19 protein-coding genes are annotated in these 20,322 nt (G+C 69.1%); 8 read left to right on the top strand and 11 right to left on the bottom strand.

The window, feature by feature from the left end; genetic code table 11:
- Nucleotides 1–27 precede the first annotated feature (27 nt).
- Nucleotides 28–948 carry a diacylglycerol kinase family protein gene (locus tag KVS71_RS14370; RefSeq protein ID WP_060923238.1) on the top strand — a complete coding sequence of 307 codons (921 nt, stop codon included), beginning with the start codon at nt 28–30 and terminating at the stop codon, nt 946–948.
- Here KVS71_RS14370 and KVS71_RS14375 read toward each other — a convergent pair whose 3' ends face one another.
- Both KVS71_RS14375 and KVS71_RS14380 read right to left on the bottom strand, forming a co-directional pair.
- Entirely contained in the window at nt 949–2,097 is a 1,149-nt protein-coding gene (locus tag KVS71_RS14375; protein WP_060923237.1) for an AI-2E family transporter, read from the bottom strand.
- 103 nt (nt 2,098–2,200) lie between these two features.
- Nucleotides 2,201–3,556, bottom strand: coding sequence for a serine/threonine-protein kinase (locus KVS71_RS14380; protein ID WP_217584877.1), 1,356 nt, complete (start codon nt 3,554–3,556; stop codon nt 2,201–2,203).
- A 136-nt stretch (nt 3,557–3,692) separates the two neighbouring features.
- Between KVS71_RS14380 and KVS71_RS14385 the strand changes: the two genes are divergently transcribed.
- Nucleotides 3,693–4,085 (top strand): VOC family protein, encoded by a 393-nt coding sequence (locus KVS71_RS14385; RefSeq protein ID WP_105949912.1) that lies wholly within the window; start codon nt 3,693–3,695, stop codon nt 4,083–4,085.
- Nucleotides 4,086–4,152: 67 nt separating this feature from the next.
- On the opposite strand, the gene KVS71_RS14390 is transcribed toward KVS71_RS14385, so the two are convergent.
- From KVS71_RS14390 to glnA, 4 genes are all read right to left on the bottom strand, one after another.
- Nucleotides 4,153–4,635: a hypothetical protein gene (locus KVS71_RS14390; protein WP_217584878.1), complete on the bottom strand. Its 483-nt coding sequence runs from the start codon at nt 4,633–4,635 to the stop codon at nt 4,153–4,155.
- Nucleotides 4,632–5,918, bottom strand: a complete 1,287-nt coding sequence (locus KVS71_RS14395) for a putative T7SS-secreted protein (protein WP_217584879.1) — start codon at nt 5,916–5,918, stop codon at nt 4,632–4,634. The genes KVS71_RS14390 and KVS71_RS14395 overlap by 4 nt, the downstream gene beginning before the upstream one ends.
- Nucleotides 5,918–6,208: a hypothetical protein gene (locus KVS71_RS14400; RefSeq protein ID WP_105949908.1), complete on the bottom strand. Its 291-nt coding sequence runs from the start codon at nt 6,206–6,208 to the stop codon at nt 5,918–5,920. The genes KVS71_RS14395 and KVS71_RS14400 overlap by 1 nt, the downstream gene beginning before the upstream one ends.
- Nucleotides 6,209–6,412: 204 nt before the next feature.
- Nucleotides 6,413–7,837, bottom strand: coding sequence for a type I glutamate--ammonia ligase (gene glnA, locus KVS71_RS14405; RefSeq protein WP_025103592.1), 1,425 nt, complete (start codon nt 7,835–7,837; stop codon nt 6,413–6,415).
- A 147-nt stretch (nt 7,838–7,984) separates the two neighbouring features.
- Here glnA and KVS71_RS14410 point away from each other — a divergent pair, with 147 nt between their 5' ends.
- Nucleotides 7,985–8,380, top strand: coding sequence for an RDD family protein (locus KVS71_RS14410; protein ID WP_025103591.1), 396 nt, complete (start codon nt 7,985–7,987; stop codon nt 8,378–8,380).
- A 3-nt stretch (nt 8,381–8,383) separates the two neighbouring features.
- Here KVS71_RS14410 and KVS71_RS14415 read toward each other — a convergent pair whose 3' ends face one another.
- Nucleotides 8,384–8,872 carry an ATP-dependent zinc protease gene (locus tag KVS71_RS14415; RefSeq protein ID WP_036292426.1) on the bottom strand — a complete coding sequence of 163 codons (489 nt, stop codon included), beginning with the start codon at nt 8,870–8,872 and terminating at the stop codon, nt 8,384–8,386.
- A gap of 18 nt (nt 8,873–8,890) precedes the next feature.
- Here KVS71_RS14415 and KVS71_RS14420 point away from each other — a divergent pair, with 18 nt between their 5' ends.
- Nucleotides 8,891–10,078 (top strand): RimK family alpha-L-glutamate ligase, encoded by a 1,188-nt coding sequence (locus tag KVS71_RS14420; RefSeq protein ID WP_060923121.1) that lies wholly within the window; start codon nt 8,891–8,893, stop codon nt 10,076–10,078.
- A gap of 57 nt (nt 10,079–10,135) precedes the next feature.
- Here the strand turns inward: KVS71_RS14420 and KVS71_RS14425 are convergent, their stop codons facing one another.
- A complete protein-coding gene (locus KVS71_RS14425) occupies nt 10,136–10,846 on the bottom strand; it encodes a DUF4191 family protein (protein WP_025103588.1) in 711 nt (236 codons plus the stop codon).
- Nucleotides 10,847–11,008: 162 nt separating this feature from the next.
- On the opposite strand from KVS71_RS14425, the gene KVS71_RS14430 reads away from it, so the two are divergent.
- Complete coding sequence (locus KVS71_RS14430; protein WP_217584880.1) at nt 11,009–12,430, top strand: hypothetical protein; 1,422 nt, start codon at nt 11,009–11,011, stop codon at nt 12,428–12,430.
- A 15-nt stretch (nt 12,431–12,445) separates the two neighbouring features.
- Here the strand turns inward: KVS71_RS14430 and sucB are convergent, their stop codons facing one another.
- From sucB to KVS71_RS14445, 3 genes are all read right to left on the bottom strand, one after another.
- On the bottom strand, nt 12,446–14,236 hold the full coding sequence (gene sucB, locus KVS71_RS14435) for a 2-oxoglutarate dehydrogenase, E2 component, dihydrolipoamide succinyltransferase (protein WP_217584881.1): 1,791 nt from the start codon (nt 14,234–14,236) through the stop codon (nt 12,446–12,448).
- Between the two features lie 66 nt (nt 14,237–14,302).
- Nucleotides 14,303–15,676: a dihydrolipoyl dehydrogenase gene (gene lpdA, locus KVS71_RS14440; RefSeq protein WP_105949904.1), complete on the bottom strand. Its 1,374-nt coding sequence runs from the start codon at nt 15,674–15,676 to the stop codon at nt 14,303–14,305.
- Between the two features lie 5 nt (nt 15,677–15,681).
- The gene (locus tag KVS71_RS14445) at nt 15,682–17,160 is read right to left on the bottom strand and encodes a leucyl aminopeptidase (RefSeq protein WP_217584882.1); all 1,479 of its coding nucleotides are present in this window, start codon (nt 17,158–17,160) and stop codon (nt 15,682–15,684) included.
- Nucleotides 17,161–17,274: 114 nt separating this feature from the next.
- On the opposite strand from KVS71_RS14445, the gene KVS71_RS14450 reads away from it, so the two are divergent.
- The 3 genes from KVS71_RS14450 to KVS71_RS14460 all read left to right on the top strand — a co-directional run bounded on the left by KVS71_RS14450 (nt 17,275) and on the right by KVS71_RS14460 (nt 20,317).
- A complete protein-coding gene (locus KVS71_RS14450; RefSeq protein ID WP_060921805.1) occupies nt 17,275–18,216 on the top strand; it encodes a proteasome assembly chaperone family protein in 942 nt (313 codons plus the stop codon).
- 167 nt (nt 18,217–18,383) lie between these two features.
- The gene (locus tag KVS71_RS14455) at nt 18,384–19,625 is read left to right on the top strand and encodes an RNA polymerase sigma factor (protein ID WP_025103582.1); all 1,242 of its coding nucleotides are present in this window, start codon (nt 18,384–18,386) and stop codon (nt 19,623–19,625) included.
- On the top strand, nt 19,625–20,317 hold the full coding sequence (locus KVS71_RS14460) for a coenzyme F420-0:L-glutamate ligase (protein ID WP_060921806.1): 693 nt from the start codon (nt 19,625–19,627) through the stop codon (nt 20,315–20,317). Before KVS71_RS14455 ends, KVS71_RS14460 begins: the two co-directional genes overlap by 1 nt.
- Nucleotides 20,318–20,322 lie beyond the last annotated feature (5 nt).

Raw genomic sequence — 20,322 nt, forward strand, 5'->3', positions numbered from 1 at the left:
TCGTCCTCCGTCGCTCAGAGTGAGCGTATGACCTCTCCTCGCATCGGCGTGATCTGGAACCCGACGAAGTCCGACCGGGATGTCCTCGGGGAAGCGGTGACCCTCGCGTTCGGCGAGGAAGCCGATGTGCGCTGGGGGGAGACCACCCCGGACGACCCCGGTCGCGGCGTCGCGGCGAAGGCCGTGGAGGAGGGCTGCGCCCTCGTCATCGCAGTCGGCGGCGATGGCACGATCCGCGCCGTCGCGGAAGCTCTGGTCGGCACCGATGTCGCCCTCGGCATCGTGCCGCAGGGCACCGGCAATCTCCTGGCGCGCAACCTCGGCGTGCCGCTCGAGGGCGTGCTGCCGGCGCTCGAGCACATCCGCGACTCGGAGCCCCACCGCATCGACCTCGGCTGGGTGGAGTTCGACGGCGAGGAGCACGCCTTCTCCGTCATGGTCGGCTTCGGGGTCGACGCGCAGATGCTCGTGGAGACCAACGACGACCTCAAGGATCGCGCCGGCTGGCTCGCCTACGTGGAGGCGATGGGGCGGGCACTCGCCGGCACCGAGATGACGGACATCACGCTGCAGCTCGACGACCACGAGCCGGAGGAGGTGCGCGGGCACACGCTGCTCGTCGGCAACTGCGGCATGCTCCAGGGCGGCATCCGCCTGTTGCCGGACGCCGTCCTCGACGACGGCCTCCTCGACATGCTGCTCATCAGCTCCGACGGCGCGCTGCAGTGGCTGGACACCGTCCGCTCGGTCGTCTGGGACAACGGGATCCGTCGCATGATCGGGAACGTCGATCAGGCGGTCAGCACCGACTCCACGACCCATGTCTCGGCGGAGCGGATCCGGGTGCAGCTCGCCGCGCCGCAGATGTTCGAGATCGACGGCGAGGAGGTCGGCGAGATCGACGCCTTCACCGTCCGTGTGCAGCCGGGCGCCGTGCTCGTCCGCTGATCAGGCGACGGTCACCGCGGGCGGCGTCTTCTTCCTGTCCTGATTGGGGAAGACGACCTTCTGCACGATGATGATGATGCTCGCGGCCACCGGGATGGCGACGAGCGCACCCAGGATCCCGCCGAGCGCGCCACCGGCCACTGCGGCGATGACGACCAGCGCGCCCGGGACGTCGACGGCCTTGTTCATGATCCGCGGAGAGAGCACGTATGCCTCGATCTGCATGTAGATCAGGTAGTAGATGATCGCGATCAGCGCGGTCGTCGGCGAGACGAACAGGCAGATGAGCGAGATGATGATCGACGCCGAGAGTGTCCCGACGAGCGGGATCATCGAGCCGATGAAGGCGATCAGCGCGAGCAGTGCGGGCACCGGCGCTCCGATGATGGTCAGGAAGATGAGGCTCAGGATGCCGTTGGTGAGCGCGAGACTCGCCTGACCGATGACGTAGCGACCGACGGCACTGGAGACGTCCTCGAGGAGCTCGCTAAACGTGTCGCGCTGGTAGGCCGGGACGAACCGGGCAGCCACCCGCTTCATGCTGCGCAGCGACGCCATGAAGTACAGCGTGAGGATGACAACGATCGTGATGCCCGTCAGGCCGCCGGCGATCCCGGCGCCCACGGCGAAGACACCGCCGCCGATGTCGAGGAAGTTGTCCGGGTTCTGCACGAAGCCGAGTACACCGTCGACCGCGTCCTTGATCGTGCCGCCGAACTGTCCGCTGACGTCCTGGAACCAGGCGCTGTTCGTGAAGTCCTCGATCATCTTCGGACCGTCTTTGATCAGGTTCCCGATCTGCTCCACGAGGGTGGGGACGATGGCGAGGATGATCCCGGCGAAGGCGAGGAGGACGCCGATCACGACCACGGCGACCGCCGCGGGACGGGGGAGCTTACGCTCGATGAACCGCACGATCGGATCGAGGCCGAGCGCCAGGAAGAGCGCGACGCCGATGTAGACCAGCACGGTGGCGAGCTGACCGACGATGCCGCCGATCATGAGCGCGACGAGGACCCCGAGGGCACCGAGGAGACCGAACATGAACGGGTTCGCCCTGGCGCCGGCGACCACGCTCGACGGCGACCGTCGCTGCGCGGACACGCTGGGTGCCTGATCCGGCGGTGCGATCAACTTCCTGCGACGCATGGTCCCCTCCCTCTGTCGATACTCGACACTCGATCATCCTCCACCCGGTCCCGCGCGCCGCTCAGCGACACCCGCCGGCTCGGCGGGCGTCGGGAGCGTCGGATCAGTGGCTGCTGTTGCCCTTGCCGTTGTTGCGGTCGCGGCCGGGGCTCTTGCCTCGGTTCTCCTGCGCCTGCGGTGCGGCGTTCTCGGGCAGGCTATCCTCGGCGACCGACTCGGTGACCGGTGCCGTCCGTGTCACCGGGGTCGCGGCCACCGGCTCCACGGCGACGGTCTCTGATGGCTCCGAGTCGACGACGGCGTCCGCGGGAGTCGGCTCGACCGGGGGGAGGTCCTCGACGATCCTCGAGGCACCGTCGGAGACGGCACCCGAACTGGCGAGGGCCTGCTCGCCGTGTCCGAGCAGTGCTGCGGAGGCGGTGGTCACCGCGCCGAGTACGACCACCGCAGCGATGAGCAGGGACTCGCGACGACGGCGCGTGCGCCGGGCCGGGGACGCGGCGGGGTGCGCCGAGGCGGCGCGACGGCGGGCGCGGGCCTCGGCGCGGGTGCGGGGGAGGGTGCCTGCCGTCGGCGCGGGAAGCGGCACGGTGACGTCCGTGGCGACCTCCTCGGTCGAAGGGAGGTCGATCAGCCGGCGAAGTTCGCTCTCGACCTCCAGAGCGTGCGGCCGTGCGTCGGGGTCGATCGCCGTCATCGCGCTGAGCAGAGCGGCCCACTCCGATCCCAGTTCCGCCGGGATCTCCGGCGCGATCTGGAGACGGGCGAGGGCGGATTCGACGCTGAGGGTGGGAGCGAAGCCGGGCTTACCGGTGAGCGCCTCCAACAGGACGAGCCCGAGCGCGTAGACGTCGACCGCGGGACGGATGTCGCCGTTGCGCAACTGCTCCGGTGCCATGTAGGTCAGCGTCCCGAGGACGATGCCGGGAGTGGTGACGCGGGACATGTCGATGGCGCAGGCGATCCCGAAGTCGGCCAGCTTCGCGCTCCAGCGGCCGTTCGTGTCGAGGGGCGGCGTGAGCAGGACGTTCGAGGGCTTGATGTCGCGGTGCACGATGCCGGCGCTGTGCACGGCGTGGAGGGCGGAGGCGATGTCCGCCCCGATCGTGGCGATCTCCCGCGGTGGGACCGTCGCGCGGGCCATGCGCTTGCTCAGCGTCGGTCCCGGCACGTACTCCATCACGAGGTACTTCGGTCGTCCGGGCTCGAGGTGCGCGTCGAGGAGTGTGACCAGGCCCGGGTGGTTGAGGCCCGCGAGGAGCGCCTTCTCCGAATGCACCCGCTCCACGGACACGACGGCATCGTCTGACTCGCGGAACATCTTCACCGCGACGGTGCGTTCGAGGGCGATGTCCTCCGCGCGATACACGGTCGCCATCCCGCCCATGCCGACAGCCTCCGCCAGGCGGTAGCGGCCGTCCAGAAGCGCGGCGGTGGGCGGGGCTTCCTGGGTGATCACGGCGTCCTCCACTGGCGGGACCGGGTATCCCGACGATGTATTCACCGTATCCGCGCAAAAAAAGCGACGCGTTGGGGTTGACGTAGAGCCCGACACCTGCAATGGCGGATCCACGGGGAGCTGAGAGACTGGACGGATGGCAGGGATTCACCACGTGGAGGTCTGGGTCGCCGACCTCGTGTCGTCGCGAGCGGAGTGGGGGTGGCTGCTCGGTGCGGTGGGTTTCGTCCGCGCCGGTGCATGGCCCGAGGGCGAGTCCTGGGAGGCGGGTGGCGCGTATGTCACCCTCACGACATCCCCGAACCTCAGCAGCAGTGAACACGATCGTCGTGCCCCGGGCGTGAACCATCTCGCCTTCGCTGCGGGCCCGCGGGACCGTGTGGACGCGATCATGGCAGCGGCGCCAGAACACGGCTGGCGGCCTTTGTACGCGGAGCGCTACCCGCACGCGGGCGGGCCGGATCACTACGCCGGATGGCTGGAGAACTCCGCGGGCTTCAAGGCCGAGATCGTCGCCGACGAGTTCTGACGCGGGCCATGCCCGGAGCACCGTTACCGCCAGAGGCGGGCGGCGGTGCTGGCGGTCTCCAAGACTCTCATCGTTGCTCCGACAGTTCTTGGCTGAGGTCGAGCTCGCGGAGGACGTACGGCTGAGCGACGGCGTCGGTGAGGTAGTAGGTGTAGAAGATGACCGCGGCTTCGTTGGCGGTGAACACCTCGTTCGAGAACACGCGCACCGCACGGGTCTGACTGATCGGGATCAGCGTCGTCCCATCGGCAGGCTCGGGACGACCGACCGTGTACAGGCGGGTCTGACCGTCAGGCCCTGCCAACCGGACCTCCACGGTCATCTGATCGGCTGAACCCGCCGCCTGCATGAAGGATCCACCAGGCTTGGAGTCGAACCCCACGATGCTCGTCGGGTCGCTGCCCCGCCAGATGATGTAGGTGAATGCCTCCAGGCCGTCCAGTGCTTCGAGCCTCAGCCGAAGAGTATCCGGGACCGGACGAAAGACCTCTTCAATCCACCCTTCCTGGCCGCGTGGGGTTCTCTCTGCGAACGGTCCGTAGCTGCTCATGGTTCCCTTCTCACAATCACCCTAGAAATCTCGATACTCTCACCATTGAGCTGCCCTCTCGCGACGGCCCCATCGTTCACTTGCGCGTCGAACTGGCGCTGTGTGCTCCCCGGCCGGAAATACGCGTCATAAGCACCACCGGACTTGACCTCGATGGCTGTGAACGTCCCGTCAGGGTTTCGGACGAGGCCGTCATAGTATCGGCCGTCCTGTGGCGCGCCGTCGTAGCCCACCTTGGCTTTGATACGGATCACTTCCACTTGCTCCTCAGCGGCGAACTTGTCGAGTCCGATCTTCTCTTTGTCGACCCACGGCTTTTCCTCCTGACCGTTTGCGTATTTGCCCTCGTAGTCTCGTCCATCCCCGCGATCGACACCCTTGCGGGAGTCGGCGGCTCTGTCGGTTTCGCGGAACCACCGCCCGGTTGCATCCCCGATGAGTCCCGCACCGACGCCGGCGACGCCGAGGCCTGCGGCGGCGATGGCGGGTGCGCCGGCGAGTGCGCCGGCTCCGGTGATGGTCAGACCTCCGCCACCGACAGCGAGTGCCGCGCCTCCGATGAAGGTCGCAGCCCCGCCGAGGAGTTCGAGGATGATGTCCGGGTGCTCCCACAGCGTCTGCGTGGAGACGGCGAGCATGTCCGTCGTGGCCTGGAACGGCTGCACGACAGCAAGGGTGAACACCGCCTCGGTGACGGCATGCTGGGCTGCGGTCGCGGCCTCAGCCTCGGTGAGCGGCATGCGCGCGGCCTCTGCAGCCTGCTCCAATCGGACAGCGCAGTCCCGGGCGAAGACCTCCAGCGTCGCCCGGGCGGTGAACAGCACCTCTCTGGCCTGTTCATGCGCCGGACCGGACGGGTCGACGAACGGCACCTCCACGTCCGGGTGCCGTAGACCCTGCCCGACCCGAAGCTCGCGGACGTACGCGCGGTGCGCGGCTAACGCCGTGGCGGCCTGCTGCTCGGCCTCGTCCCACAGGGTGATGGCGCGCGCGGCTTCCTCCTGCGCCCACTCCAGCGCATCCGCCCAGGTGAACAGGGCGTGAGCGCCCTCGCGGAGCCCGTCGCCGGCGTTCGACCAGTGCAGCAGCTGACGGTCGAAGCGCGCCAAGTACGCGTCGTAGGCCTCGCCGGTCCAGGTGCCCTCATCGTCGAGCGTCGCGAGCTTGTCGTGCACCCGTGCTGCAGCCGAGCCGTGTGCCTTCCACGCCTCGGCTGTCTGCCGGACCTCGCCGGGGGAGCCGGGAATGAGGGCGGCGGCGGAGCGGGTCTGCCCGAGCTCCATCACTCTTCCCAGATCATCGCGTCGACCTCGGCCTTCGCGGCATCCGTCCCCTCGTCGAAGATCCGGGCCGTCGTCGCCAAACGTTCGGTGAAAGCGTCGGAGTCCGTCACCCGGGCCGCGAGGCCCGCAGACCAGGCTTCGGCGAACCGCTCAGAGGCCGCGACCACCCACTCGTGGCCGGCGCTCGTCGGCGGGGTGAGGTCGGTCGCCCCGACGTCTGAGATGATGCGTCGCGTCTTCGCCGCCATCGTCCGCAACACGTCCGTGTCGACCTCGTAGTCCTGCGACATGCCGCCCTCTTCCTGCGAGCCCCCCCGGCTGCGGGATCGAGCATAGGCGAAGACGTGGTCAGAGGATAGCGAAATGTCTGTGTATGCGTAGGAAGTAACCTCGGATGAGTACGGAGGGATAAGGCTGCCGTCATCGCCCGGCCCTGGACAGCGAAAGAGCCCGCCCCCGGATGGGGACGGACTCTTTCGCGATCTGCGTTCGGCTCAGACTCCGAAGTACAGCTCGTACTCGAACGGGTGCGGGCGCTGAGCGATCGGCAGGATCTCGTTCTCGTACTTGTAGGAGATCCAGGTCTCGATGAGCTCCTCGGTGAACACGCCGCCCTCGAGGAGGAACTGGTGGTCGGCGCGGAGCGCCTCGAGCGAGTCCAGCAGGGAGTTCGGCACCTGCGGGATGTTCTTGGCCTCCTCGGGCGGGAGCTCGTAGAGGTCCTTGTCGACGGGCTCGTGCGGCTCGATGCGGTTCTTGATGCCGTCGAGGCCCGCCATGAGCTGCGCGGCGAAGGCGAGGTACGGGTTGCCCGAGGCGTCGGGGGCGCGGAACTCGATGCGCTTGGCCTTCGGGTTCGAGCCCGTGATCGGGATGCGGATCGCGGCGGAGCGGTTGCCGGCCGAGTAGACCAGGTTGACCGGAGCCTCGAAGCCCTTGACCAGACGGTGGTAGCTGTTCAGCGTCGGGTTGGTGAAGGCGAGCAGGGCCGGCGCGTGCGCCAGGATGCCGCCGATGTACCACCGCGCGATGTCGCTGAGCTGACCGTAGCCGGCCTCGTCGTAGAACAGCGGCTTGCCGTCGTTCCACAGCGACTGGTGGGTGTGCATACCCGAGCCGTTGTCGCCGTACAGCGGCTTCGGCATGAAGGTGGCGACCTTGCCCCACTCCTCGGCGGTGTTCTTGACGATGTACTTGAACTTCAGGATGTCGTCGGCCGCGTGCACCATGGTGTCGAAGCGGTAGTTGATCTCCTGCTGGCCGGCCGTGCCCACCTCGTGGTGGGAGCGCTCGAGGATGAAGCCCGCATCGATGAGCTTGAGGGTGATGTCGTCGCGCAGGTCGGCCGTCTTGTCGACCGGGCTGACGGGGAAGTAGCCGCCCTTGTAGGGGGTCTTGTTGGCGAGGTTCCCGCCCTCCTCCTCGCGGCCGGTGTTCCACGCGGCCTCCTCGGAGTCGACCTTGTAGAAGCTCTCGCCGGCGGTCACGGAGTAGCGCACGTCGTCGAAGATGTAGAACTCGGCCTCGGGAGCGAAGAACGCGGTGTCGGCGATGCCGGTGGAGGTGAGGTACTTCTCCGCCTTCTTCGCGACCTGACGCGGGTCCTTCGAGTAGATCTCGCCGGTGCGCGGGTTGTAGATGTCGAAGATCATCACGAGGGTGCTCGCCTCGCGGAAGGGGTCGATGTACGCCGTCGTCACATCCGGGATGAGCTGCATGTCCGACTCGTGGATGCTGGCGAAGCCGCGGATGGAGGAGCCGTCGAACAGCTGTCCGTCCGTGAAGAAGGCCTCGTCGACCGTCGCCGCAGGGATGTTGAAGTGCTGCTGCACACCAGGGAGGTCGGTGAAACGGATGTCAAGGAATTTGACGTCGTTCTCCTTGATGTAGGCCAGTACCTCGGACGAATCTTTGAACATGTACGACTCCTGTGATGCGGATCGATGGCTTCGGGGCCACTTTGCACAGTACGGACGGGGGATTTCTCCACGGTATCCGCTTTGTTTCGTCCGTGTTACAGCGTGAGCAGGATCGGAGGGCATCCACAGCCTCGGTAGGCTGGAGGGGTGACGGATGCTGTGAACACGTACCCCGGTGAGCGACTCGGACTCCCGGAGTCCGGACCGGGAAGCATCGGCCGCCCCGGTCGCCGGATCGGCGCCCTCGCGATCGACTGGACGGCAGCCGTCATCCTCTCCGTCGCGTTCTTCCAGTACGACCCGTTCGCCACGCTGCTCATCTTCGGCGTCGTGCAGATCCTCTTCATCCCGACCGCGGGCGGCAGCCCCGGGCACCGCATCCTCGGCATGCGCGTCGTCCGTCTCGACGGCGGCTGGGTCGGCCTATGGCGCCCGATCGTACGCACGCTGCTGCTGCTGATCGTGATTCCGGCCGTGGTGTGGGACCCGGATCAGCGCGGTCTGCACGACAAGGCCGTGGGAACGGTCCTCATCCGCGCCTGACGCTCAGGCGCGGCCGCGGTTGCGCCGGCGTGCCTCACGGGGTGCGCGGCCGCCGAGGAAGGAACGCGCCGGATCGACGACGTAACCGCGACGCAGCGCTTCGCGGCCGATCAACATGCGGAAACCCATCTCGTCCCGGTTGCTCAACGTGACCTCGGCCATCACCTCGCGGTCGACGAGCCGGATCATCAGCTGCACGACGAGACGCTCCTGCGCGTGTCCGGACGAGCTCCGGACGGCTCGGCGGTCGTGGATGGGGGACTCCACGACGACCGCGTCCTCCTGGCTGTCCTGCCAGGGCTTCACGCGGAAACGCACCCACGCCTCGCCGTCGCGCTCGAACTCCTGGATGTCGAACGCGTGCAGGGACGAGGTGCGGGCGCCGGTGTCGATCTTGGCTTTGATCCAGTCGACGCCGAGATCGGGCAGGCTCACCCACTCGCGCCACCCCGTAAGGGTGTTTGAATGGGTAGACCTACTCACCTGATACATCCTGGCAGGAAATCCCCCGTGAAGATCGCAGTGCTGTCCCGTGCGCCGCAGGCGTACTCCACCCAACGCCTCCGCGCGGCCGCACTGCAGCGGGGCCACAACGTGAAGGTGCTCAACACGCTGCGCTTCGCGATCGACCTGACCTCCGATGAGCCCGACCTGCACTACCGGGGCCGGCAGCTCAGCGACTACGACGCGATCCTGCCCCGCATCGGCAACTCGATCACGTATTTCGGCACCGCCGTGGTGCGGCAGTTCGAGCAGATGGACGTCTACACCCCCAACACGGCGAACGGCATCTCCAGCGCGCGCGACAAGCTGCGGGCGAACCAGATCCTCTCCCGGCACAACATCGCTATGCCTCCGACGGCCTTCGTGCGCAACCGCGCCGACGTGCGACCGGCGATCGAGCGCGTCGGGGGTGCTCCCGTGGTGATCAAGCTGCTCGAGGGCACCCAGGGCATCGGCGTCATCCTCGCGCCTCAGGTGAAGGTGGCCGAGGCCATCATCGAGACGCTCCACTCCACCAAGCAGAACGTGCTCATCCAGAAGTTCATCGCCGAGAGCCGGGGGCGCGACATCCGCGCGCTCGTCGTCGGGGACCGCGTGGTCGCGGCGATGCGGCGCTCGGCGGCCGGAGACGAGTTCCGCTCGAACGTGCACCGTGGCGGCTCGGTCGAGGCGATCGAGCTCGACCCGGTCTACGAGCGGGCCGCCGTGCGATCGGCCCAGATCATGGGACTCCGCGTCGCCGGCGTGGACATGCTGGAGGGGGACGAGGGACCCCTGGTGATGGAGGTCAACTCCTCCCCGGGCCTGCAGGGCATCGAGACCGCGACCAAGCTCGACGTCGCGGGCGCGATCATCGACTACATCGCCGGTCAGGTGGCCTTCCCGGAGATCGACGTGCGGCAGCGCCTCACGGTCTCCACGGGATACGGCGTCGCCGAGCTCATGGTCCACGGCGCCGCCGACCTCGTCGGCAAGACGCTGGGGGAGGCGGGTCTGTGGGAACGCGACATCACCGTCCTCACGCTGCACCGCGGGGTGAGCGTGATCCCGAACCCGCGCAAGCACGTGGTCCTCGAACCCGACGACCGCCTGTTCTGCTTCGGCAAGCTCGATGAGATGCGCTCCATGATCCCCGAGCGTCGTCGCCGTCGGGCGAAGGTGCGCCGTCTCCCCAAGCAGCCGCTCTCGGAATAAGAGAAGCGCGGCCGCCCTCGGTGAGGACGGCCGCGCTTCGCGGTTCGGGGGAGCGGGTCAGCGCGGACGCTGGGCCCGCACCTTCGTCGGGTCGATCCCCTTCGGGATGGGAAGCGACGACAGCGACTGCGAGACCGAGTCGATGCGGCGGATGACGGCCGCCATCGTGGCCTTGTCGATGGCCTTCGGGAGCTTCTTGATGGTCTTCGCGAGGTCGGCGATGGGGACCTCGTCCTCGCCGTGCCCGACGTAGAGCACCGTGATCGGCACGCCGTGGGCGACGCGCTGCGCCCGGCTGCGCTCCTCGTTCACCAGCCGCGTGAGACGTCCGCGGGCTCCTTCGCCGACGACGACGATGCCGCCGCGGCCGACCGTCCGGTACACGGCCTCCTGCGTCTTCGGGTTGATGCCCACCGGGGTCTCGGAAGCCTGCCACTGGCGACCCAGGCTGGTGCTGAGCACGTGACCCGTCGCACCGGGCATGCCGTCGATCTTCGTGTACATGGCCGAGGTCGAGAGCCTGGTCATGAGGAAGAGGGCGCCGAGCACGCCGAGCATGAGGCCGGTGATCGCCCAGAGGACGAGCGTCCACACCTGGAACGGCGGGATCAGGTAGCCGGCCAGGAGACCGAGGAGCACGCCGCCGATGAGGATCGCGGCCTGCGCCCAGGGGAGCCAGGGGTAGGCCTCGCGCGTGAACCGGAAGAGGGACTTGATCTGGGAGAAGAACCCAGGACGCTTCTCGGGTTCGGGAGCACGCTTTGCCATGGAGACCAGCCTACCGAGTCCGAGCGCCTTGCGATGCCGCCGTTCGCGTGCAGCGGAGAGCAGAGGGTGACCGTTCCTGCACAATTCGGACCGCGACCGGATCCCCTCCCGGCGGCACCGAACAGCCACGGCGGGTCCGGCGGGTCGGGTGGGATGGACCACATGACACCAGCGCGTGAGACTCCGTTGCAGGAACCGGCCGTGCTCGCCCAGGCGCACCGCACGATCCGTCTCCTCGACCGCTCCGAAGGGCCCTTCCACGGTGCGCTCGTGACCTCACCGGACGAGCCGCTCGTGCGCGCCGACGCTGAGAGCTTCGCCGGCTGGGCGGGCTGGCGGTACGCGGGCTCTCAGCACATCGCGGCTCCGGTCGACATCGCCCGACGGCTGGACGGGCATGACGTGTTGCTTCCCTGGTGCACGGAGCGGCTGGAGTCGTACCTGGACCGACGGCTCCGGACACAGGGTGGGCTGCCGCCCGGGGAGATCGGCACGGTGGTCGTGAGTCTGCTGCGCGGACTGGCGGAACTGGGTCCGGCGCCGGCTGTCGAGGCGCAGGGAACATGGTGGCTCACCGAGGGTGGCCGGCCGCTCTTCGTGGTCGGGCCCGGCCAGGAGGCGGCGTCTGCCGTCTCCGAGATCGTAGGCCGGCTGCGCGCGGAGTGTACGGACAAGATGCTGGCCCGGGCTCTCGACCGCGCCCGGGATCGAATCGACACGGCCGCGGCACAGCGCAGGGTGCCACGGCGGCTGCTCGAGGAGGTGGAGAGCGAGCTCCTGGAGATGGCGGCGCCGCGACCTTTGGAAGAGGCGGCCGAAGACCGGGCAGGCCCTCCCGTGGAGACGGGGGTTGCCGGGGCGCTGCGGCGCGTCCGGGTCGAGCCGGTTGCCCGTGCGCGACTGCGGCACCGCCGGGCGCGGGTGGAAGGAGCCGGCGGACCGCGCTCGACACGGATCGTTGCCGACATTCTCGTTCTGCGTGACCGCCTCGTCGGCAGGACGCGAGCCCTCATCGGCCAGCAGGCCGGCAGGCCGCGCCGGGCCGCACCGGAGCGGGGGACCGGATCCCGACGGCCGCGGGTTCTCGCCGTGGCCGGTGCCGGCGCGGTGGTGGTGCTGCTTGCCGGTTTGCTGTGGCCTAACGAGCGAGATGAGCCGGCGGACGGGCCCCCGGAGAGCCGGCCCTCGGCCTCGCCCCATCGAGCGGGGGCCGACTCTGCGGACGTAGACTCCCCGTCGCCGGCTCCCGCGGCCCGCACACCGGTGGCGCCGACGGGCGACGATCCGGTGCTCGCCCTGCCGGGGCTCGTGGCCCAGATCGAGGAGTGCGAAGCTCAGGAGGACCGGGTGTGCGCTTCCGCGGTCGCGGCGAGCCCGTCGGAGGTCATCCCGCTCGTCTCCGGAGCCGCCGACGTCCAGGACGCCGCTCTCATCGATCGGTATGGAGACATCGCCGTGCTGGAAGTGCCGTCATCGTCCGCTGACGAGGAGGGGACGGAGGGTGCGATCACTCTCGTTCTCGCGCGCATAGAAGAGAAATGGCTGGTCCGCGACGCATATCGCGTCGCGGACCAGCCGAGGTGAGACGAAGCCGTCGAGTCAGGCGCCGAGCTGACCGCTGAACTGCGCGGCCTCCAGGCGAGCCTTGACAGCGCCGAGGAAGCGGGCCGCGTCGGCACCGTCGATGATGCGGTGGTCGTACGACAGGGCCAAGTACACATAGGAGCGCACCGCGATCGCGTCCGTGCCGCCGACCTTGACCAGGCCAGGGCGCTTGACGACCGTGCCGGTGCCGAGGATCGCCGACTGCGGCAGGAACACCACGGGGGTGTCGAACAGCGCGCCGCGCGAACCGGTGTTGGTCAGTGTGAACGTGCCGCCCGCGAGCTCGTCGGGCTTCAGCTTGTTGTCGCGCGTGCGCGCCGCGAGGTCGGCGATCTCGTGGGCGATCTCGGCGATGTTCTTCGACGCCGCGTCGCGGAGCACCGGCGTGAGCAGACCGCGCTCGGTGTCGACCGCGATCGAGACGTTCTCGGAGGCCGGGTAGACGATCTGCTCGCCGTCGACCGTCGCGTTGATGATCGGGAAGGCCTGCAGGGCCTCCGCCGCCGCCAGCGCGAAGAACGGCAGGAAGGAGAGCTTGTCGCCCGTCTTCTCGAGGAAGGACGCCTTGACGCTGTCGCGGTACTCGGCGAGAGCGGTGACGTCGACCTCGACCACGGTGGTGAGCTGAGCGGTCTGCTGCATCGACTCGACCGCGCGCTTGGCGAGGACCTTGCGCAGGCGCGACATCGGCTGAGTGGTCCCGCGCAGCGGCGACACCTCGAGGGGTGCCGGAGCCGGTGCCGCGGCGGCGGCCGGTGCGGCGGTCGCCGTCTCGGCCGCCTTGAGGACGTCCTCCTTGCGGATACGGCCTCCGACGCCGGTGCCCTTGACCGTGGCGAGGTCGACACCCTGCTGCGCAGCCAGACGGCGGACGAGCGGGGTCACGTACAGGTTGTCGCTCTCGGTCGGCAGCGACAGCTTGGGAGTCTCGGCCTGCGCGGGCTGTGCCGGAGCAGCGGGCTGTGCGGGAGCAGCGGGCTGGGCCGGCGCGGTGGGAGCCGCGGCCTGCGGGGCAGGAGCAGCCGGAGCCTCGGGCTGTGCAGCCGGAGCCTCGGGCTGTGCAGCCGGAGTCTCGGCCTGCGGAGCCGGCGCGGCGGGAGCCTCGGCCTGCGGCGCGGCGGGAGCCTCGGCCTGAGCCGCGGGAGCAGCACCGGAACCGACACGTGCCAGCACGGCGCCGACCTCGACGGTCTCGTCCTCGCCGGCGACGATCTCCTGCAGCACGCCGGCGACCGGCGATGGGATCTCGGTGTCGACCTTGTCGGTGGAGATCTCGAGGAGCGCCTCGTCGACCTCGACCGAGTCGCCGACCTGCTTGAGCCAGCGGGTGACCGTGCCCTCGGTGACGCTCTCGCCGAGCTCGGGGAGCACGATGTCGGTTGCGTCGCCGGACGGAGCCGCAGGGGCGGCCTCGGCGGGAGCGGACTCGGCGGGAGCCTGCTGCTCCGCTGCGGGAACCGCCTCGGGCTCCGGAGCGGCGGGGGCGGCGGCTTCGGCCGGAGCGGCCTCGGCGGCGGCAGGGGCATCGCCGGCAGGGGCCGCGCCGCTGCCGTCACCGATGCGGGCCAGCAGAGCACCGACCTCGACGGTCTCGTCCTCGGCGACGAGGATCTCCTCGATGACGCCGGTGACGGGAGAGGGGATCTCGGTGTCGACCTTGTCGGTCGAGATCTCGAGCAGGCCCTCGTCCGCCTGGACGGTGTCTCCCACCTGCTTGAGCCAGCGGGTGACCGTACCCTCTGTGACGCTCTCACCGAGAGCGGGGAGGACCACGGATGTGCTCATGACTGAGTCTCCTTCAGAAGTTGTATGACGCTTGTCTAGCTTAGTGACTCGGGCACCGGTTGGTGCTCAGAGGGCGTGCAGGGGCTTTCCGGCCAGCGCGAGGAAGGCTTCGCCGAGGGCCTCGCTCTGGGTCGGGTGGGCGTGGATGAGCGGCGCGATGTCCTCCGGGTGGGCTTCCCACGCGACCGCGAGCTGCCCCTCGGTGATGAGCTCGCCGACGCGGTCGCCGAGGAGATGCACGCCGAGGACGGGACCGTCCTTGAGGCGGACGACCTTGACGAGGCCGCCCGTGCCGATGATCTCGCTCTTCCCGTTGCCCGCGAGGTTGTACTCGTAGGAGTGGACGGCGTCGGCGCCATGTGCCGCGATCGCCGCCTCTTCGGTGAGACCGACCGAGGCGACCTCGGGGCTGGAGTAGGTCACCTTGGGGATCTGCACGTCAGGGACGTTCACGGGGGTGAGGCCCGCGATGCGCTCGGCGACCGCGATGCCCTGCTGGAACCCGCGGTGGGCGAGCTGGAGACCCGGGACGATGTCGCCGACCGCCCACACGCCGGGGACGCCGGTGCGGAGCTCGTCGTCCACCGTCACGAACCCCCGGTCAAGGCGCACGCCGGCCTCCTCGAATCCCAGGTCGGCGGTGGCGGGGCCGCGGCCGACGGCGACGAGGAGGTAGTCGGCGGTGAGCTCCTTGCCGTCCTCCAGGGTGACGGTCACGGACGAGTCGTCCTGCGTGGCGGTCTGGAAGCGCACGCCGAGCGAGTACTGGATGCCACGCCGGCGGAACGCGCGTTCGAGGCCCTTGCTCATCGCGATGTCCTCGTTCGGGACGAGGTGGGGCAGGGCCTCCACGATGGTGACCTCGGCGCCGAAGGAGCGCCATACGCTCGCGAACTCTACGCCGATCACGCCGCCGCCCAGGATGAGCACGCGCTCGGGGATGACGTCCAGGGCGAGGGCCTGCTCGCTGGTCAGGATCCGTCCGCCGATCTCGAGCCCCGGCAGCGAGCGGCTGTAGGAGCCCGTGGCGAGGATCACGTCGGTGCCGACGTAGACGTCGTCGCCCACGCTGATGCTCCGGTCCGTGTTCAGGCGGCCGAGCCCGGGGACCGTCGTGATCCCGCGCGCCTTCACGAGCCCCTCGAGGCCTTTGTACTTCTTGGCGACGATGCCCTCGCGGTACGTGCGCACCCCGGCGACGTCGATCCCGCCGAACGAGGCCGTGACTCCCACGGAGGAGGCGTCGCGCACGTGGTCCGCCACCTCGGCGGCGTGCAGCAGCGCCTTGGTGGGGATGCACCCGCGGTGGAGGCATGTGCCTCCCACCTTGTCCTTCTCGATCAGTGCGACGGACTTGCCGAGCTCGCTCGCTCGCAGTGCCGCGGCGTACCCGCCGCTGCCGCCGCCCAGGACGACGATGTCGAAGGTGTGGGTTGTCATGGGTGTCATGCCTCCGGGTGGGATGCTGCTTCGGCGAAGGCGATGATCGATCGGACCATCGCCCCCGTGGGGCCCTTCTCGGTGAAGCCGTAGGGGGCGCCGGCGTGTTCACCGGAGCCCGCGATGTCGAGGTGCACCCAGGGGATGCGCGGCGCGTCGTCCGCGTCCGAGGTGCGGCCGACGAAGCGTCGCAGGAAGAGGCCGGCGAAGGACGCGCCGCCCATCCGATCTCCCATGTTGGCGTTGATCATGTCGGCGATGGGGGAGTCCAGCGTCTCCTCCATGTAGGCGGGCAGGGGCATGTGCCACGCCGGCTCTCCCGTGCGCGCAGCGGCGGCGAGGAACTCCGCGACCGTCTCGTCGTCGCCGAAGACACCCGTGTGGCGGTGGCCGAGGGCCGCGACGATCGCGCCGGTCAGGGTCGCGACGTCGATGATGACGTCGGGGTTCTCCCGGCTCGCGGCGACCAGGCCGTCGGCGAGGACGAGGCGCCCTTCCGCGTCGGTGTTCAGCACCTCGACGGTGGTGCCGTCGAGGATGCGGATGACGTCGCCGGGGCGGAGGGCGCGGCCGGACGGCATGTTGTCGGTGATGCAGAGCCAGGCGGTCACGTGCACGGGAAGTCGCAGGGCTGCGATGGCGCGGAGCGCGGCGAGAGAGGTGGCGGCACCCGCCATGTCGAACTTCATGCCGACCATCGACGCGGCCGGCTTCAGGGAGAGCCCACCGGTGTCGAACGTGATCCCCTTGCCGACGAGGGCGATGTGGCGCTGCGCGTCCGCCGGCGCGTAGTCGAGGCGGACGAGACGCGGTGGGCGGTCGGAGCCCTGGCCGACGCCGAGGATGCCGCCGAAACCCTGTTCCGCGAGAGCGGTCTCGTCGAGGATCTGCACGGTGACGTCGAGGTCGGCGACGCTGTCGGCGGCGCTCTGCGCGAGCTGTGCGGGACTCTGCCACTCCGCGGGCACGTTCACGAGGTCCTTGATGAGGGCGACAGCCTCGCCCGTCACGTGGGCGCGGGCGATCGTCTCGTCGTCGAGCGGGGCGTGGACGACGACCGCCGTCGCCCGCTTCTTCCTGCCGTTCTCGGCGCGGTAGTCATCGAAGCGGTAGCCACCGAGGACGGCGCCCTCCGCCGCGGCGGCCGCGTGCGCCTCGAGCCCGGAGGCGAGGCCGAGCGCGACGGTGTCGAAGCCGGTGAGGGAGCGAAGAGCCGTGCCGGCGGCGCTCCGCACCGACGCGTCGTCGATGGTAGAGCCGACGCCGACGACCGCGAAGGGGAGGGTCGTCACCTCGGGGGCGTAAACCCGCGCGAACGCTCCGGCGGCGCCGGTGAAGCCGATGCCCGCCAGGACGTCGGCGAGACCGGGGTGAGCCGCCAGCGACTCGGCCGACTCGGAGAGATCGGGGACGACGAGCACTGCGGCATCGGCAGCGCTTCCGGGGAACTGATCGGTGGTGTGCGAGAGCACGGGAAGCGTCATGCTCTCCATCCTAGGATCTCCGCACCGGGGTCGTCGGTCCGGCGGCCGGGGTGTGTTCGCTCTCAGCGAGACACGTCAGAGCCCGGCTCCGGGTGCGGCTCGTAGCATGGAGACATGCCCTTCTCCGGAGAGATCCACGAACGCGTCGCGAACGCCCCCGCGGTGCCCCACGGCCTGCCTCTCGTGATGCTGCTCACCGGGTTCACCGACGCCGGCAGTGCGGTGTCCGGGCTCATCGATCACCTGCGGGAGACGACGTCGCCGCAGCCGCTCGCGATCTTCGACAACGATGTGCTCCTCGACTACCGCGCGCGCCGCCCGGTCATCTCGTTCGACCAGGACCACCTCGCCGAGTTCCGCCCGCCCCGCCTCGAGCTCTCCCTCGCCACGGATGCGCTGGGACGCCCGTTCCTGCTGCTCACGGGGTATGAGCCCGACTTCGCATGGAACGCCTTCGCGGAGACCGTTCTGGATCTCGCTGCGGAATTCGAGGCCTCAGGACTGCACTGGGTCCACTCGATCGCCATGCCCGTGCCGCACACGCGTCCCATCGGGACGACGGTGAGCGGTAATCGGCGCGATCTCGTGGTGTCACACTCCGTATGGCGTCCGCGCACGCAGGTGCCCGCCACCGCCGGCCACCTGCTCGAGTTCCGGTTCGCGGAGCGGGGCGAGCGCGTCGTCGGCTTCGTGCTGCTGGTGCCGCATTACCTCGCCGAGACGGAGAATCCGGAGGCGGTCAGCGCGGCGGCAGAGAAGCTCATGGCGTCGACCGGTCTCGTGCTCATGCTCGACGCGGTGCAGGAGCGGCGCGCGGACTACATCGCCCGGGTCGACGAGCAGGTCGCGGCGAACGACGAGCTGCAGCAGATGGTGCACAACCTCGAACGTCGTTACGACGCCTACATGGCCGGTCGCGACCCCGAAGACGACTCGTACGACGAGGGCGGGTTCAGCGAACGCGACCTGCCCAGCGCCGATGAACTTGCGGCCGAGCTCGAGCGCTACCTCGCCTCGCGTCCGTCCGGCGACGAGGACAAGCCGGGGCGCGGCTGAATCTCTCGCAGCGGATCGCCCTCGAATGCGTCCTCATCGCCATACGTGTGCGATACTAGGAGTCCGACCCGTTGTCAATCAGTGTTTTCGAGCGCTGGACTTGACAAGGGTCTTACTAGTGTCCGAAATGTCCCGGGGTCTCCCAGCGGCCCCGTGAAAGGCGAAACGTGACTCCTGCCACGACGAAGAACACGCGGACGAAGAAGGCCGATCAGATCACCGCGGATCCCGAGGTCGAGGACGTCGAAGCGACCGAAGCGGCTCCCGCGCCCAAGCGCGCCGCGGCCAAGCGCGCCCCCGCGAAGAAGAAGAAGTCGGACGACGTCGTCGAGGAAGACGACGCCGCTGCGGCCGAGGGCTCCGAAGACGCCGCGGGCGACGAGGAGGAGGACGACGCGAAGCCGGCCTTCACCGAGCCGCTGCCGACCGGTGCGATCGTCATCTCCTCCAAGGACGACGAAGAGGTCCCGGTCTACTCGACCCAGATCACCGGCGCGACGGCCGACCCGGTCAAGGACTACCTGAAGCAGATCGGAAAGGTCGCGCTGCTGAACGCGGCCGAAGAGGTCGAGCTCGCGATGCGCATCGAGGCGGGTCTGTTCGCGGAGGAGAAGCTCTCCGCGATGTCTCCCGCCGAGAAGACGAGCCAGCTCGGACTCGACCTGCAGTGGGTCGCCCGTGACGGTCAGCGCGCGAAGAGCCACCTCCTCGGCGCGAACCTCCGTCTCGTCGTCTCCCTTGCCAAGCGCTACACCGGACGCGGGATGCAGTTCCTGGACCTGATCCAGGAGGGCAACCTCGGCCTGATCCGCGCCGTCGAGAAGTTCGACTACACCAAGGGCTTCAAGTTCTCGACCTATGCCACCTGGTGGATCCGTCAGGCGATCACGCGTGCCATGGCCGACCAGGCCCGCACGATCCGCATCCCGGTGCACATGGTCGAGGTCATCAACAAGCTCGCCCGCGTGCAGCGCCAGATGCTCCAGGATCTCGGTCGCGAGCCCACCCCGGAAGAGCTGAGCCGCGAGCTCGACATGACCCCCGAGAAGGTCGTGGAGGTACAGAAGTACGGCCGCGAGCCGATCTCCCTGCACACGCCGCTCGGCGAAGACGGCGACAGCGAGTTCGGCGACCTCATCGAGGACACCGAGGCCGTGGTCCCCGCCGATGCCGTGGGCTTCACGATGCTGCAGCGTCAGCTCGAGCAGCTCCTCGACTCGCTCTCCGAGCGCGAGGCCGGCGTGATCCGGATGCGCTTCGGCCTGGGCGACGGTCAGCCGAAGACGCTCGACCAGATCGGCGACACGTTCGGGGTGACGCGTGAGCGCATCCGCCAGATCGAGTCCAAGACGATGGCCAAGCTGCGCCACCCGAGCCGCTCGCAGTCGCTGCGGGACTACCTCGAGTGATGCAGGCGAACGAGGGCAAGGCGCTCGAGACGAGCGTCGACGGAAAGAGCTACGCGCGGATCCCGCTGCGCACCCGTGTCGTGATGCCGGACGACGATCTCGACGCCATCATCACGGAGTACGCCAAAGATGCCGTCCAGCCGGGCGACCTCCTCTTCGTGACCGAGAAGATCGTCGCGATCACGCAGGGGCGGTCCTACCGCCTGGACGAGATCAAGCCGCGGAAGCTCGCGCTGTTCCTGTCGAAGTACGTCACGCGCACGCCGTACGGCATCGGTCTCGGCATGCCGGAGACGATGGAGATGGCGCTGCGTGAGTGCGGTACGCCGCGCATCCTCTTCGCGGCGGCCGTCTCGGCGATCACCAAGGCGTTCGGGCGCAAGGGCGACTTCTACCGCATCGCGGGGGACAAGGCGCGCGCGATCGACGGACCGACGAAGCACACCATCCCTCCGTACAACGAGGCTGTGGTGCTCGGGCCGAAGGATCCGGACCGGGTCGCGGCGCACCTGAAGACGCTGATCGGCGGTCAGGCGGAGGTGGCCGTGGTTGACATCAACGATCTCGGCGGCAACATCCTCGGCTCCACGCTGGACAAGGCGGGGGAGCTGCGGCTGGTGAAGATCCTCGGTGACAACCCGCTGGGGCAGGGCCTCGAGTCCACCCCGCTCGGCATCGTCCGCGCGGTCTGAGCGGG

Source organism: Microbacterium sp. GbtcB4 (assembly GCF_019091465.1).
GTDB classification, from domain to species: Bacteria; Actinomycetota; Actinomycetes; order Actinomycetales; family Microbacteriaceae; genus Microbacterium; species Microbacterium paraoxydans.

Bases quoted from the DNA above. Each gene is read 5' to 3' on its own strand.
- KVS71_RS14370 (WP_060923238.1), top strand. From the start codon at position 28: ATGACCTCTCCTCGCATCGGCGTGATCTGGAACCCGACGAAGTCCGAC.
- KVS71_RS14375 (WP_060923237.1), bottom strand. From the start codon at position 2,097: ATGCGTCGCAGGAAGTTGATCGCACCGCCGGATCAGGCACCCAGCGTG.
- KVS71_RS14385 (WP_105949912.1), top strand. From the start codon at position 3,693: ATGGCAGGGATTCACCACGTGGAGGTCTGGGTCGCCGACCTCGTGTCG.
- KVS71_RS14390 (WP_217584878.1), bottom strand. From the start codon at position 4,635: ATGAGCAGCTACGGACCGTTCGCAGAGAGAACCCCACGCGGCCAGGAA.
- KVS71_RS14395 (WP_217584879.1), bottom strand. From the start codon at position 5,918: ATGGAGCTCGGGCAGACCCGCTCCGCCGCCGCCCTCATTCCCGGCTCC.
- KVS71_RS14400 (WP_105949908.1), bottom strand. From the start codon at position 6,208: ATGTCGCAGGACTACGAGGTCGACACGGACGTGTTGCGGACGATGGCG.
- glnA (WP_025103592.1), bottom strand. From the start codon at position 7,837: ATGTTCAAAGATTCGTCCGAGGTACTGGCCTACATCAAGGAGAACGAC.
- KVS71_RS14415 (WP_036292426.1), bottom strand. From the start codon at position 8,872: ATGTATCAGGTGAGTAGGTCTACCCATTCAAACACCCTTACGGGGTGG.
- KVS71_RS14425 (WP_025103588.1), bottom strand. From the start codon at position 10,846: ATGGCAAAGCGTGCTCCCGAACCCGAGAAGCGTCCTGGGTTCTTCTCC.
- KVS71_RS14430 (WP_217584880.1), top strand. From the start codon at position 11,009: ATGACACCAGCGCGTGAGACTCCGTTGCAGGAACCGGCCGTGCTCGCC.
- sucB (WP_217584881.1), bottom strand. From the start codon at position 14,236: ATGAGCACATCCGTGGTCCTCCCCGCTCTCGGTGAGAGCGTCACAGAG.
- lpdA (WP_105949904.1), bottom strand. From the start codon at position 15,676: ATGACAACCCACACCTTCGACATCGTCGTCCTGGGCGGCGGCAGCGGC.
- KVS71_RS14445 (WP_217584882.1), bottom strand. From the start codon at position 17,160: ATGACGCTTCCCGTGCTCTCGCACACCACCGATCAGTTCCCCGGAAGC.
- KVS71_RS14450 (WP_060921805.1), top strand. From the start codon at position 17,275: ATGCCCTTCTCCGGAGAGATCCACGAACGCGTCGCGAACGCCCCCGCG.
- KVS71_RS14460 (WP_060921806.1), top strand. From the start codon at position 19,625: ATGCAGGCGAACGAGGGCAAGGCGCTCGAGACGAGCGTCGACGGAAAG.